9 protein-coding genes are annotated in these 15,965 nt (G+C 38.1%); 4 read left to right on the top strand and 5 right to left on the bottom strand.

The window, feature by feature from the left end:
* From MM236_RS17430 to MM236_RS17410, 5 genes are all read right to left on the bottom strand, one after another.
* The gene (locus tag MM236_RS17430) at window positions 1-2,379 is read right to left on the bottom strand and encodes an FtsX-like permease family protein (RefSeq protein ID WP_241276275.1); all 2,379 of its coding nucleotides are present in this window, start codon (window positions 2,377-2,379) and stop codon (window positions 1-3) included.
* A gap of 374 nt (window positions 2,380-2,753) precedes the next feature.
* Window positions 2,754-5,120: an ABC transporter permease gene (locus MM236_RS17425; protein WP_241276274.1), complete on the bottom strand. Its 2,367-nt coding sequence runs from the start codon at window positions 5,118-5,120 to the stop codon at window positions 2,754-2,756.
* A gap of 108 nt (window positions 5,121-5,228) precedes the next feature.
* Entirely contained in the window at window positions 5,229-7,631 is a 2,403-nt protein-coding gene (locus tag MM236_RS17420) for an FtsX-like permease family protein (RefSeq protein ID WP_241276273.1), read from the bottom strand.
* A gap of 154 nt (window positions 7,632-7,785) precedes the next feature.
* A complete protein-coding gene (locus MM236_RS17415; protein ID WP_241276272.1) occupies window positions 7,786-8,484 on the bottom strand; it encodes an ABC transporter ATP-binding protein in 699 nt (232 codons plus the stop codon).
* 448 nt (window positions 8,485-8,932) lie between these two features.
* Window positions 8,933-10,183: an efflux RND transporter periplasmic adaptor subunit gene (locus MM236_RS17410; protein ID WP_241276271.1), complete on the bottom strand. Its 1,251-nt coding sequence runs from the start codon at window positions 10,181-10,183 to the stop codon at window positions 8,933-8,935.
* 358 nt (window positions 10,184-10,541) lie between these two features.
* On the opposite strand from MM236_RS17410, the gene MM236_RS17405 reads away from it, so the two are divergent.
* From MM236_RS17405 to MM236_RS17390, 4 genes are all read left to right on the top strand, one after another.
* Window positions 10,542-11,930 carry a sigma-54-dependent transcriptional regulator gene (locus tag MM236_RS17405; protein ID WP_241276270.1) on the top strand — a complete coding sequence of 463 codons (1,389 nt, stop codon included), beginning with the start codon at window positions 10,542-10,544 and terminating at the stop codon, window positions 11,928-11,930.
* The gene (locus MM236_RS17400; protein WP_241276269.1) at window positions 11,920-13,275 is read left to right on the top strand and encodes a sensor histidine kinase; all 1,356 of its coding nucleotides are present in this window, start codon (window positions 11,920-11,922) and stop codon (window positions 13,273-13,275) included. The genes MM236_RS17405 and MM236_RS17400 overlap by 11 nt, the downstream gene beginning before the upstream one ends.
* Window positions 13,276-13,633: 358 nt before the next feature.
* Complete coding sequence (locus MM236_RS17395; RefSeq protein ID WP_241276268.1) at window positions 13,634-14,500, top strand: porin family protein; 867 nt, start codon at window positions 13,634-13,636, stop codon at window positions 14,498-14,500.
* A gap of 223 nt (window positions 14,501-14,723) precedes the next feature.
* Window positions 14,724-15,944 carry an ATP-grasp domain-containing protein gene (locus MM236_RS17390; protein WP_241276267.1) on the top strand — a complete coding sequence of 407 codons (1,221 nt, stop codon included), beginning with the start codon at window positions 14,724-14,726 and terminating at the stop codon, window positions 15,942-15,944.
* Window positions 15,945-15,965 lie beyond the last annotated feature (21 nt).

Raw genomic sequence — 15,965 nt, 5'->3', positions numbered from 1 at the left:
TTATTCAGATTTTAAGGAAACGGAAGGATTGGCCCAAGCGGCCTGAATGGACTTATAACCAACTGTAAGGAATGCTATCCCCGCTACGAGTAAGAGAGAAAAAAGATAAAACTGCCACGAAAGTTGAATTTTAGAAGCATAGTCTTCCAGCCATTTTTCCATAAGGTATCCTGCGAGCGGAGCTGCCAAGGCAAATGCTATCAGCAGCAAAACCACATACTCTTTGGAAAACATTGTCAAGACTTGGGCTGAACTCGCACCAAGGACTTTTCGAACCCCAATCTCTTTGGTTTTCATGGCTGCCATATAAGATACCAGTCCATACAATCCTATACATCCTACAACCACAGCAATACATGAAAATATAATGAAGAGTGTGCTCATCCTTTGTTCAGACTCATAGAAATTTGCAATTTTTTCATCCAAAAAACTATACTCGAATGGGTATTCCGGATAAAGGTTGACAAAGATTTCTCCTGCTTTTTCCATTACCAAATTGGCATTCGCTTCACTAACTTTGACACCCACCGTCCTGAAATGATGGTGGTTTTGGAAAATAAATGTCGGTTCTATCTCAGACTTGAGCGATTGGGAATAGAAATCCTTAACAACACCAGCTACTGGAGCTTCAATCCCTCCAATATTGACATAGACTCCTAGCAGGTCTTCTGGATTCTCAAATCCTGCCTTCTTTGCAAAAGATTCTGTAGCAAGATACCGGGTGATTGTATCTTCTTTGATAAGGTTTTCTCCATAAAGCAATTCTAGCCCGTAAGTATCGAGGTAATATTCATCAGCAGGTTTGATATGGACTGTATATTCTTCATTACTTTCCACCATAATTGCATTGGTAGAAGAACTGGATCCGGAGGCTGGCTCAGTAAATGAAACTGAAACCATATCCACATTGGGAAGATTTCGCAATCTTTCTGCTAACCTTCGAGATTTATCCAAATCGCGCTCGGGTAATGTGAATGTTGCTACCGCATCCTTTTGGAAACCAATATCTGCAGAACGTAAGTGATTCATCTGCATTACCAATACCAATGTGCCAATAATAAAAAACTGGGTTATCATAAACTGGAAAACCACTAATCCTTTTCTCAACACATAAGTTTTTGATTGCTTGGATTGATTTTGTTCCCTAATCGCTCCTATCGGATTCAGTTTACTGATAATCAATGATGGATAGGCACCAGATATCAAGCTGATGATCAACCAAATTGAAAAAACAGTCAAAAGACCTATAGGAGAAAAGATAATAGAAAAATCTGCTTCCGTGCCAAGAAAATCATTCATATATGGCATTGCCAAGCTGCTGATGACAAAGGCTATGAAAACGGCAAAAAGACAAATAATACCCGTTTCGCTCAAAAACTGTCCTGCAATATTACTTCTATTTCCACCAAAAACTTTGCGGAGTCCGACTTCTTTGGATCGTTTGCCAGATAATGCTGTACTGAGATTTATAAAATTGATACTTGCTGTGAGCAAAAGAAAAATAGCCACACCTATCATGATTTTATTGGTATGGGAAGAGACCTGATAGCGAAAATTACTATATCTTTCATCAAAATGGATCTCAGTCAGAGGTTGCAAAAGATGCGTGCGATTCTCTCTATTATTATCCCCCAAATATTTTTCGACAAATGCAGCTAAACCTGAGTTGATCGATTCTTTCACACGATCTTCTTTGATTACCAAATAAAACTGATCATCGCTATGAATGCTATTCCAACCTCCCGACTCCCGACTTTTCTTTAGGTTTTCATAAGAAAGAAAAACCTCGAAGGGAAAATCGGTATTTTTAGGAAAATCTTCCATCACAGCTGTGACAGCATACAAATCTCCTTTTTGAAACTGGAAAGTTTTGCCAATGACGTCAGTGCTTCCAAAAAGTTTTTCCGCATACTTCTTTGAAATCACTGCCTGATTTGGTTTTTCAAGAATATTCACAGACTGTCCACCTTCAACTTCCCTATCAAAAACTTCAAAAAAAGCATCTGTAGTATAAGCGAGCCCAGATTCCATAAAGTACTTTGCCTGACCTGCTTCTTGTACTGTAATCAAGCCATTGTGACCACCCGAAATAAGTACAGAAGATTCTATGCCTGAAAAATCATTTTGAAATGCTTCTGGCAAAACAGCTGGAACTCCTGGTGTGTGGTACTCTCTTGAACCTTCGAAGGTATTCGTAACTAGTCTATATATATTGTCAGCATTCTTATGATACTTATCAAAACTATTGATATGCCAAACCAAGGCAAAAACCAACATACAAGAACTGATTCCAAGACTCAATCCGAAAATATTGATAGAAGCATAGAGTTTCCTTTTGGTTAGATTCCTCCATGCGATTATTATATTATTGTAAATCATGATGTATAAATAAAGGTTTGAGCATACAATTTAAATTCCTTTTGACAGTATTGGTTTTTCAATACCAATGCCAAAGAAAACCTCCTCAAAACAGCCAAAACAAAGGATTTGAATATCTTTTAGGATTTGAATGCGAACATCTTTGTCCGTGTGCGGGCGAAAACAGAAACCAAAGGAAATGGGAGGTTTAGAATTGAAATAACTTGACACTTTATCTATTGATTGAAGAAGTTCAACCCCTTCGGGGTTGATGACCCAACCCATCCTCTTTATTCCCCGCATTTCATACGGGGCTATTGAAGGTTTAACCCCATTCGGGGTTGATTTCATCTTTGCTTTTTCCTAATTCTTCCTTCTTATTTCCTCCTTCCCCATTACTCGCTCTTCAAGCTTCTTACTGGGTTGATCTGTGCTGCTTTCAATGCCTGGAGGCTCACTGTCAGGAATGCTATAACTAATATACCGACAGCTGCCAAAGGAATAAACCACCATTCAAAGTCAACTCGATATGCATATGCCTCCAACCAATCTTGCATCAACCAATATGCTATGCCCGAACCAAACAAAATCGAAATGGAAACTATCATGATAAATTCCCTATTGATAACATTCAAAATGGATAAGGTTGAAGCTCCGAGAACCTTTCTAATACCAATTTCTTTGGTCTTTTGCTCTGCTACGTGAGCCGATAGGCCAAATAGACCCAGACATGAAATCAATATGGTCAGAATACTGAAATACTTTGCTAGCTCTTTTGTCCTCAAATCCTCTTGGTACATTTGGGAATAATTCTCATCCATAAAACTGAACTGGAAGGGGAAATCAGGCTCAAAACTCTCAGAAAGATACTTGATTTCTGAAATTACCGATTTGACATCATCACTTGCTATTTTGAAATAGGCAATAAAACTATTATCTGGATCCAAACGAAGGATTACGGGTTCCATCCCCAAGTGCAGACTTTGAAAGTGAAAATCCTCCACTACACCCAAAATCTGAACATCTGTCCCCCACTTAATACTTACAGGATCTGGATCATCTTGAGCAATCATTTCATAAGCGCGTCTATTAAGAATCACCTTATTGATCGAATCAGAAACCCTATCAGGAGAAAAGTCTTCGCCTTTTATCATTTTCATCCCCATGGCTTCAACAAAACCATAATCAATACTCATTATCTCAAAAAGCGCACTGAAATCCGGATCCTTTCCCTCCCATGATATACCACCTGTGTTTGAGTTTCGACCCATTAAGGAATGGTTTGACCTGGTGACTGCCAATACTCCCGGAATCTCTTCAACTTGTCTTTTATAAACCTCAAAGTTCTCATACATGCTTCCTTCCAAAAAAACACTGACCAACTGATCCTTTTCATAGCCCAAGTTCTTGTTCATAGCAAAATTGATTTGCTTGTAAACCACTATCGTGGCAATGATCAACATGGTAGCGAGTATAAATTGAAACAATACCAGTCCTTTCCTCGCAATTACTACACCTTTTCCAGATTTGGTGAAATTTCTAAAAACCATAACAACTTTGGTCGCAGATAGGTAAAAAGCTGGATAACTCCCCGCTACCAAACCTGTAAACAACAAAATCATGATAAATTGCACCCATGAAACCCAATCACCATAAGGAACACTTAGCGTTTTCCCAGTAAGGTTATTGAATATAGGCAGGCTCAATTCTACAAAAATAAGGGAGACAAAACCTGCAATAAAGGTAACCAACATGGACTCCGTCAAAAACTGAAGCACCAACTCATTTTTTTCGGCTCCGACTACTTTTCTTACCCCAACTTCTTTTGCCCTTTTTTGTGATTTGGCTGTAGAAAGATTCATGAAATTGATACAGGCTATCAATAATACAAACAAGCCGATCAAAGCAAACAACTTTACATATTCAATCCTGCCTCCCTGCTGTATTCCATCTTTGAACTTCCCATGTAGGTATAGGTCTCTTTGGGGATAGGCAAACAGCTTTATGTTGCTTCCCTCATTTTTCTTGACGATGAGGTCTTCTATGCTTGCTGAAAAAGCTTCCCAATCTACATTTTTGTTTAACCGAACTATTGTACTAGGACCATTATTACCCCAATGGCTAAGCCATTCATTATATGGCTTATCCAACATGACCTGAAAAGGAATGATAAACTCAAATGAAGCACTACTTTCATAGGATTTTATGTCTATCACTGCTACAACAATGTATGAAGATTCTTCGCCTGTTTCTTTGATCACAAGGGACTCGCCTACCACATTTACCTGACCAAAAAGTTTGATAGCCGATTCCTTTGTCAGGACTATATGGTTTTTTTCAGTCATTGCCTTGTCTCTATCCCCATGTAAAAATTCATATTGCATGATGTGGAGATAATCTGGTTCTGCATAAAAACCATTAAGATTGAAACGGTTTTCATTAGCTATAAATAGCAAGTCTTCATTCCAAGAATAACAAGCTGCACGCTCAACTTCCGGAAATTCTGCTTTCAATGCAGGAGCCAAAATACCTGGAGTGGAACTTGTCGTAAAAAATTCCGAGCCATATCGCTGATGCTCCATGATCCTATAAACCTGATCAATTTCAGGGAAAGAGGCATTCATATTCAATTCACTCTTCACCCATAGCGAAATGGTGATCGTAGCCCAAAGCCCAAGAGCAAGTCCAAACAAATTGATAAAAAAAGTCAATTTGTGTTTGGTAAGGCCACGAAGTGCAATTTTTAGATAGTTGCTATACATACTGTTATTATTGAAATTCTTTTTCTTTTTCTGAATTCACTTTATACTATTTTCTAGATTTCGCTTGAATGTTGAATAGGCTCAATTGTATCCTGCTTGTCTTATCCCCTAATCAGTCTTCAGTGTCTTTGCTGGATTTAAGCGGAATACTTTTACTGTCCGATAAACTATGGTCATAAGGGCGATGACAGCTACCAAGAAAATAGACAAAACATAGATAAAAAAGGAGACATTAGTCTTGTAAGCAAATCCTTCCAACCACATACTTGAAAACCATAGCCCAAAGCCAACGGACATAACCGCAGATACAGCTAAGAGGACAAAGAAATCTGAAGAGAGTACTTTCAACACATCTAGAGAATCTGCCCCCAATACTTTTCTGACACTAATTTCCTTAGTTCTTTTCATGGCTACGTAGGAAACCAATCCAAACAACCCCATACATGCAATGAAAATCGCTATGCCTGAAAAAAGCTGAAAAATACGAGATATATTTTGTTCACTTTGGTACAACTTGCCATATTCATCATCCAAAAACCGATAATTAAATGGTCTGTCTGGGTAAGTCCCCTTCCAAACTTTTTCCATTTTAGCCAGGCTTTCTTTCGGATCTCCGGCAGGAAGTTTGGCAAGAATCCAATTGGCCTCAGAAGGCTCGATAAATATGGCTAATGGTCCCACATGATGGTGTAGTGAATTAAAGTAGAAATTCTGCACCACACCTTTCACATTTGATATTGTACCGTTGTAGTTCACTTTTCGACCTATGCTTTCTTCTATTGTCCAACCTAGTTCTTTGATAGCAGCCTCATTGAAAATCACATTCATCTCGTCCTCACTTTCACTTGCCATACTCAGATGGATATCTTGATCTGAAAAATCGGTTCCTGCAAGCAGGTTTAGATTCAAAGTCTTCAGGATGTCATGATCTGCGGCAAAGCCTGTGATCATAAAATCCTTGTCATTGTCTCCACCTGGAGAAACAGAATATCCTGCTTGAATAAAGATAGGAAGGGAATTACTCAAGCTGATAGATGGAACAGATCCCGTTCTTTCCATTTCACTTTTGAGAGCTGGGATTTGATTTCTCATATTGTAATGAAAATTTAAAGCGATTACTTGTTCCCTGTCATACCCCAAGTTTACAGTCTGCATATAATCCAACTGATTCTTGACAATAAAAGTAGCCAACAAGAGACTTATGGATACAAAAAACTGGAATACGACTAGGCTTCTTCTAAGCCAAGCACCTCCAATAGCACCACTTATTTTTTTTCCCAAAGCCTGAAGAGGTTCCATTCCTGATAGAATCAATGCTGGATAAAAACCAGAAAACAGCCCTATCAACATCATTAACCCCAAAAGCATTAGAAACCCCAAAGGACTAAAAAGTAGATCAATTTGAATGGGTATACCAGAAAAATCTTCCAAATTCCCTTTCAAAATATATAGAATTACAAGACTGAAAACTAAGCCCACAAATGATAAAATCATGGATTCAGAAAGAAATTGTCCAAACAGCTGTGGCCTGTCAGCACCCAACACTTTTCTAAGTCCTACCTCTTTATTTCTTTCGGTGGCTTCAGCCGTGGCTAAATTAACATAATTGATAATCCCTATCAAGATCAGCAGGAAGCCAACTGTCCCAAATATGTATAAGTTTTTGATATCTATAGCCGGCTTGATGTGTTTCAGCTGACTGAATCCCAAGTGGATGGAAGTCAAGGGCTGAAAAATGACACTTACCTCAAACCCATAAGTTCTCATTTCTTCTCCAAAATACTTTTCCACCATCTGATCCAACTTCCCCGCAAATACCTTTTGGTCTGTTTCAGGTTTTAGTTTGGCATAAGAATAATAATTGGCGGGACTCCATTGTGGGTCTTTCCCATGTCTTGTGGTGATAAATGAAGCCAAAAAATCAAAATCAATATGACTATTGCTAGGGAAATTTTCCACAATTCCTGTAACCTGAAAATCTTTCCCATCTATTTTGATAATCTCTCCCACAGCCTCAAAAGGTTTTTGGAAATACCTTTGCGCCGTAGATTCTGTCAATACGATCTGATTTGGTTCAGACAATAATTTACCATCTGCTCCTGCTAAAAGTTTCAAATCAAATATTTCAAAGAAATTTTCATCTACATAAGCAAATTTATTTTCCTCCTGATTGCCCTCACCTGAGTCTACCAATACAGAGGCAAAAATACTGTAATCCATTATCAAGGTACCCACCTCTACCTCCTCCATTTCCTCCATCAATGTAGGGACAAGGGCCGAAGGGGTCATACTTGTAACCTGTTCTTCTCCAGCCATGGAAAATCGCTGTGAAAATCTGATCACCCGGTCAGCATCTCCATACATCCTATCGTAAGTGGCTTCATGATAAATAAAAAGTGCTATGGCCAGAAAACTAACTATGGCCACAGTAAGACCTAAAACATTGATTCCAGTATAAAGCCTCCGCTTTTTCAAGTTCCTAAAGGAGACGATAAAGTAGTTTTTCCACATGGCAAATTGATTTTTTAATTATGATGAAGAATGAAATGTAGTTGATTCTAAGTAGGTCTCCTTTTCCTTGAAATTACCAGTAATTGGCTAGCCACTTACTTGTAGTTCTTTTAAACCTCCGAGGTTTTTGTAAACCTCAAAGGTTGTCCTAAACCTATATATGAAACTGTTCTCTGATATTTTCCGTCACTACTTTTCCATCAAATAAATTGATGATTCTGTGTGCATAATTGGCGTCATGGGGGGAGTGGGTTACCATCACGATCGTAGTGCCTTCATTATTGAGTTCTTCCAAAAGCCGCATTACTTCTTCACCATTGGCAGAATCAAGATTTCCTGTTGGTTCATCTGCCAGTATCACTTCCGGTTTTGCAACAATTGCCCTTGCGATAGCTACACGCTGCTGCTGACCTCCTGACAATTGCTGTGGAAAATGATCCTTACGATGCATGATATTCATTCTTGTGAGCACTTCTTCTACCTTTTTCTTTCTTTCATCAGAAGGGATTTTCAAGTACAAAAGTGGAAGTTCGACGTTTTCATAGCAGGTCAATTCATCGATAAGGTTGAAGCTTTGGAATACAAAGCCGATATTTCCTTTTCGCAATTGAGACCTTTTTCTTTCTGAAAACCCAGCGACTTCTTTTTCCAAAAAATAATACTCACCGCTATCGGGATTGTCAAGCAGCCCAATGATATTCAACAAGGTGGATTTACCACAGCCCGACGGCCCCATGATTGCTACAAATTCACCCTTTTTTATTTTGATATTGATGTCTTCCAAAGCTGTGGTTTCCACTTCTTCGGTAGCGTAAAGTTTCTTTAGGTTGTTGGTTTTGATGATGTCTTCCATGTGTCTGTATAATTAGATTTTAGATTTCGTTGATGTTATATCTTGGATTTATAGATTGATTTAATCTGATTTTTTTTCTTTCAAGTTGTAGCGTACTGAATTTACTTGACACTTTTTTTGATATTTCTTTATTCTCTTCAGCTATTCAATTGCCCCGTCAGGGCAAAAGTGAATCAGACATTTACCATTGCATTGGGTTTCAACCCAATGTTAGTGTCAGTTGCACTTTCAGTGCAAATTTTTAATTTAATTCTTTTTGTCATTAGGTCATTACCCGATACTTTTATCAAATGCCTCCCGTACCGATAACTATCGGCACGGGACAGGCTTTAAAGGGCATATTCTCATTTTTTTATCACTGTCGTCTCACATCTTGTGTCTCAAATCTCATATCTTATTTCTCATGTCTCATCCGCAGCGGCGGACAAGTCTTCTTACACCTCAGTTCTTACTTCAAATTCAAAACTTCATTGTTCCCAAAGTTTTCATACCCACTGATGATGACTTTGTCACCAGCATTCAGACCTTCTATGACCTCATAATACTCAGGGTTTTTTCTACCCAGTCTGATGTTTCGTTTTTCAGCTTTCCCACTTAGTTGATCGACTACAAATACCCAATTCCCTCCTGTATCCTTATAGAAACTGCCTGTTGGTAGAAGCACCGCATCTTCGCTTTCTCCCAATTCCAACCTAATCCTAACTGTCTGCCCACGACGAATGCCTGTTGGTACTTGATCCGAAAAGATCATATCAACTTCAAATCTTCCGGCTGTCACTGTTGGATAAACTTTGGAAATCTCAACTGTGTAAGGGCTATTTGCCAAATTAAAGGTCCCTTTCAAGCCAGTAAAAATCCTTGATAAGTAAAGTTCATCGATTTGAACCCTTACTTTGAACTTGTCCATGATATCAATCTGTCCAAATCGCTGACCCGGATTGATCGCCTGCCCAATTTCTATCTGTTCGGTCGAAAGTTGACCAGCAATAGGGGCTCTTACAGCGAGATTGTCCAAAATATGGCCTACACCAAAGAGAGATTGGTTCATGCGTGATTCGGAATCTTGAAGTTGCCTTTTTTGGCTTACCCTAGAAATGGAATCATTGCGATACGCTTCATATGTCAATTTCCTTCTTTTTACATTGTATTCATATTGCTCACGAACCTCTTCAAACTCCCGATCAGAAACCAATTTCTTTTCATGCAATTCTTTGAATCTTTGGTATTGAGGCTTGAGCAAGCTGATTTGATAATCAATTTCCGCCAATTGGCCTTGTTGACTAAGATCATTTTGATCTAGCTGAAGTCTAACTTGGCGGAGGTTGTTGATCTGAAAGTACAAACCAGATTCCCTTTCCATTACTTCAAGTTGAAGTTTTGAATTGGAAAGTAAAAGTATCGTATCTCCTACATCTACTATCGCTCCTGATTCTTTGATGATCTGTTGGATATTTCCTCCTTCCAATGCATCGAGAAAGAAAACTTCCCCAGGCTCAATTGATCCACTTACAGGAATATAGTCAGTAAACTCGCCAGTTTTGACCGTGGCTATAGTAATCCTTTCCATGTTTACATTCATTGTGGATCTATTGTCCGCCAAGACAAGTTGATACAATATAAAACCTCCTATCACCAATCCTCCCAATAAGGAAATGATCAATTTTGGAGTCCAAGTTTTTTTCTCAATTTTTCTGTCCATTTCAGAATATTTCAATTTCTATGTGCCAACCACTTTTCCAATAACATGCCACTAAAAAACCCTGCTGTGAGCTTCATTTTGGACATTCATCATATTTCCATTTGGTGAAATACGAACAATTTCGTCCGTCAGCGAACAAAATCATTGTAGTTTAACAAATCAGAATTTGTAATTTAGTTTAATTGAAAAATTTAAAAAATAGGTTTATCCATTGATAGCGCTAGATTTTGGAATATTATTTACAGATTTATGAAATCGGTATAAGTTTTGGCTTATTGCTTTGCAAAATTTGAGTAACCTCAAATATGCATTTGGAAAAATGAAAGGCTTTATTTGAAATTCTACAGTATAAAAAACCATGAAAGAACAAAAATCCGGGAAAATCCTCATCATTGATGATAATGAAGATCTTTTGAAAGCTGCAAAGATCTATCTCAAAAGGCATTTTGGCCAAGTGGATGTTGAGACAAACCCTGGACTGATTCCAATCTTGATGGTAAACGAACAATATGACATCATCATGCTGGACATGAATTTCACCAAGGATGTGAGCAGTGGACAGGAAGGATTTTATTGGCTTGATAGGATTTTGGAAATTGATTCTTCTGCTGTAGTGGTATTGATCACGGCCTATGGGGATATCAATACTGCTGTCAAGGCGATCAAAGAAGGAGCTACGGATTTTGTCCTGAAACCTTGGGAGAATGAAAAACTTCTGGGGACGCTGAATTCAGCGCTCAAACTCCGAGAATCAAAGCTGGAAGTCACTCAATTAAAATCCCAGCAACAGCAACTTTTGCAAGACATTGACAGCAAGTTCAAAGACATCATTGGGCAGAGTGCGAGCATGATCAAGGTTTTTGAAACGATAGAGAGAGTTGCCAAAACCGATGCGAATGTATTGATCCTAGGAGAAAATGGCACTGGAAAAGAATTGATCTCAAGAGCAATCCACAGAAACTCCAAAAGACACAGGGCTCCATTTGTAGGCGTAGATTTAGGTGCGATAACCACAACTTTGTTTGAAAGTGAGCTTTTTGGTCACAAAAAAGGAGCATTTACAGATGCCAAAGATGATAGAACTGGCAGATTTGAGCAGGCAAATTCAGGCACTTTATTTTTGGATGAAATAGGAAATCTCCCGTTGGCATTACAATCAAAGTTACTTGCTGCTTTGCAGAACAGAGAAATCACTAGAGTTGGAGCTAATAAACCTGTATCAGTTGACATCAGGCTGATATCAGCTACCAATATGCCAATCCATCAGATGATCCATGAGAATTCATTTCGCCAAGATCTACTCTATCGAATAAATACCATAGAAATCACACTCCCACCATTGCGTGAAAGGTTGGAAGACATTCCCATCTTGGCAAATCATTTTATAGAAACCTACTCCAAAAAATATCAAAAAGACATTCGAAAATTAGGTGATGGCCTTATCAAAAGGATGCAAAAATATCATTGGCCTGGCAATATCCGTGAGCTGCAGCATAGCATAGAGCGGGCAGTTATCATGACTTCCCATAGCATTTTGCAACAAGAGGATCTCTTTGTACACAAGCAACTTTCTCCAGAGAAACAAGAAGATCTTGTCTCTTTGGAGCATTTGAATATAGAAGATGTAGAAAAAATATTGATTCGAAAAGCATTGCAAAAGCATAACGGGCATATCACAAGGGCTGCTGAGGAACTTGGGCTTACTAGGTCATCATTGTATAGAAGACTAGAAAGGTATGGGCTTTAAATCTTTCAATATAGGCATCATCCTAAGAGTTACCTTGATCATCATCGTAGCCCTCATTGGCAATTGGATTTACCTGAAATATGACTCCTTGGTTCATGGACTGTTCTTCTTGCTTTTAGTAACTATCCTGACTTGGAATCTTATCAGTTATTGCAATAAAACCAATCGAAAAATAAGCCGGTTCTTGGAATCTATTCGGTACTCAGACTTTTCCTCCACCTTCACAAAAGATGATTCTCTGGGAAAATCTTTTAGAGAGCTGAACCTTTCATTCAATGAAGTTATCTCTGCATTCAAAAAAACTCGGGCAGAAAAAGAAGAGCAAATGCTTTTTCTCCGAATCATGATTCAGCAGATAAATACAGGAATCATTTCTTTTGATACAAATGGGAAAATCGGAATCATCAATGGCGCTGCCAAACAGCTCCTTCAGATCCCACAGTTTAAGGATATCAATGATTTGGGGAAATTATCCAATGACCTCTTGCAGGTTATCAAAAAACTAAACCCAGGTGATACTTTTTCCTTCAAGGTCAATACAGACCTCCACTTGAATTTCCAATCGACCGTATTTATAGTAGATGGGGAAAAATGGACCCTGATCTCTTTCCAAAATATCAACACAGAATTGCAAAAAAAGGAATTGGAAGCCTGGCAAAACCTCACCTCTGTATTGAGACATGAAATCATGAACTCCATCACACCTATAGCAAGCTTGGCGAGTTCGTTAGGCACTATACTACGTGAGGACTCGATGCCTATGGCTGATGAACAATTTGCAATCAACTACGAAAGTTTTACCGATCTAAAAGAAGGCTTACATACAATTTCAAATCGTAGCAAAGGACTTGTTGATTTTGTCAATGCTTACAGGGATTTCACAAATATCCCTCCTCCAGATTTAAAAGTAGTGTCAGTAAAAACACTTTTCGAAAACATCAGAATCCTTTTCAAAGAGGAATTTACTCAAGAGAACCTTTACATCCAATACAAGGTAAGTCCTGAAGAATTGGAAATCTTGGCTGACCAAGATCTAATCCAAATGATATTGATCAACCTTATCAAAAATGCACGAGAAGCTATGTCGGAATCCAACGAAAAGGAAATACACCTGAAAGCTGGTTTGGACAGCAACTATAGAACTTACATTCAAGTTACTGATTTTGGAGAGGGCATAGTCCCAGAGGCATTGAGCAGGATATTTGTCCCATTCTACACTACCAAAAAAACAGGATCTGGAATAGGGCTGGCAATTTCAAGACAGATCATGAACCTCCACAAAGGAAGTCTGGAAGTCTCTTCAAAAGTAGGAGAGAAAACAACATTTACTTTACTTTTCAGCTAAGTAAGCACCTTCACAAAAAGCCAAACTATTTCAAATTGTGTCAAATTTTCATTGGATAAACAGTAAATTTAAAGAATTTTTTATCACCATATTTTTTATTCACAACTATAATTCATTATTGAAAATTAAAGTTATTTTTGAAGTTGTTTTACAACAAATCATGATTATTAGCTATAACTCTAGAAAGTGAATTTTCACAAAAAATCATGCGGGGAATCGTTGACTTTCATATGCAAATACTGACTGCCGACGGGGAAGCCCTTGATTTCTATCCCAAACTAGGTTTTGAAAGAGGATGAAAGACAGAGCCAATGTGGATTTATTACGGAACCGAGCATTGATTTTATTGACAGAAACCATGAGAAAAATATTACTCTTTATATTCTTACTCTTTTATTTTCCTGGATACGCACAAAAAATCAACGTAGGTATTCGAACAGGAGTTAGCTTTAGCAATTTCCATGATCATTATTCCCCAGGCATAAAACAAACCCCCATAATTGAAATGAATCAGTCCCCACCCGATTCACCTGGACAAGGAGGGACATCATCTTTTAGACATTATTATGAAACCGATTTAGTCAAAGATCTAAGGCTCGGATTGTTTTCCTATCTTTTTTTGGAATATGAAATCACCCAAAGGCTTTCGGCGGAAATTGGATTTGGCTATACTCAACGAGGGATTGATATAGAATATGGCTTTACTGCTTCTGATGTAGATTCAGATAACAATACTGTGAATTTATCTTACACCTTCAATCGAGAGCTTCGATTGGATTATATTTCGATACCGCTTACCCTGCAATACAAACTAGACAATAGGGATCGCTTCTATCTCATTGGAGGCGTATACACTTCCATGGCCGTTGATCTTTTTATCAAAGAATCAATGGTAACCATCGACAGGCAATTCTTCGATCCTTCCGGTAATAATATAAGGATTCAGAGAAGTTGGCACAGAATGTCTATTTCACATATCAACAAATTTGACGGAGGATTTATTGCAGGCTTTGGAATGAACCTTCCTATCTCCCAAAAGTTGAGCGTAGGTTTCGATATCAGAACAGCAATTGGAGCCATGAATGTCCCAAGGAAATATGAAGAGCACGGATTCCAAAGTTTCAGTGAGTCTGCAAAAAACATTGGATTAGAAACAGGATTGAGAATACGATATAACATTTACGATGGTTTCCGAAATGGATCAGCCCATTGCCCTTATTGGTGATTTTAGTTTTTGCTGAAATTCCTTAAACAAAGGTATAACTGGGTATTTTTTTCCCGCCACAACAGTTTTAGGCTCTCCTCTGATAGCATATTTATAAATATTGTACGAATTAATTTCAGTTTATAAACAATTCTCTAAATAATATTACAAAAACTTGTTATTGGACGCATTTTTGTGGCTTTATCTGTAAATGAAATTTTTATTTAACTAAACAGATATAATTATGGCACAGTGTTTTGCATTAATGGGATGGAGTTTACCGGTAATAGAAAGTATGCAAAAGCTCAACAAACCTTATGTTGTCGTTTCTTTTCCAGATTTTGAAGGATATGCCAAAGAGCATGATATCCCTTTTGTAAGCTATCAATTTGACGAATGGAGTGACACATCAAATTCTCTTGATTTATATGAAAAATTAAAACCTTTCAATGCCGATGTGGCAGTTCCTCTTTTTGAAGAAACAGTGGAATGGGCTGGAGCGCTCAATTCCATTTATAGAGGTGATCCTCGTGTCCTAAATCGAGCATTTTTATTCCGAAATAAGGCAATGATGAAAAGAAAAGCCTTGATAGGTGGATTGCGCGTTGGTCTATTCGAAGAGGTTTATAATAAGGAAGGCGTCAAAAATTTTATGAAAAGATTGAACCAAGCAAACCTTCAAATAGATGGAGAGCAAGATAGTTGGGTTCATATCAAACCTTTTGCCTCGGCAGGAACTGTGGGGCACAGGCTCTTGAGATCAATGCAAGATATTGAAGACAAATGTCAAGAAAGTGATTTCCCGTGTTTGGCAGAAAGTCATTTACCTGGTACAGAGTTTTCGTGTGAGGCATTTATCCATGGTGGAAAAATCCGATTCCTCAATATTACAGAATATGTCAAACTGGGTTATTCTAACTTCATTCCAGAAGGACATCACTTGCATTCCAAACGTGATAAAATCATGAAAGAAATGCAAAAATTGGTTGATCTCTTTGGAATAGAATATGGAATGATTCACCCAGAGTGGTTCCTGACTGAAAACGATGAATTGAGCTTCGGAGAAGTCGCTTGCAGAATCCCAGGCGGTCATATATTGGAGTTGTGTGGAAAAGCTTACGATTTCGATGCTTTAGGAGCTTTTGTTCTCTGCCACGATCCAAATTTATCAGAAGAAGAATTGAAAGAAATCCTTCCTCCTTTGGATGCAAGACCGAATCAATTTTACGGAAATGTGATGATCTATCCTCACAAAAACGTGATCAATAAGCTTGAGATTCCTGAGGAACTGAAAGAAGAATCATACTTCCTAGACCACAACCTAATCCCTCCTTACACCAACCAAAAGATCAATAGCCGAGAAGGTTTTGGGAATCATTTTGGCACGGTAAATTTCAAGGGTGAAGATCCAGACAGAATGACAGAACTTCTCCTACATTATGAAAATGTCGATTTTTATCATTAATTAAAATGATTTGATCAAACC

The organism is Belliella calami (assembly GCF_022549695.1).
Lineage (GTDB): Bacteria > Bacteroidota > Bacteroidia > Cytophagales > Cyclobacteriaceae > Belliella > Belliella calami.
Note: the sequence above shows the minus strand (reverse complement) of the source record. Positions and strands in the feature narration are given on the sequence as shown.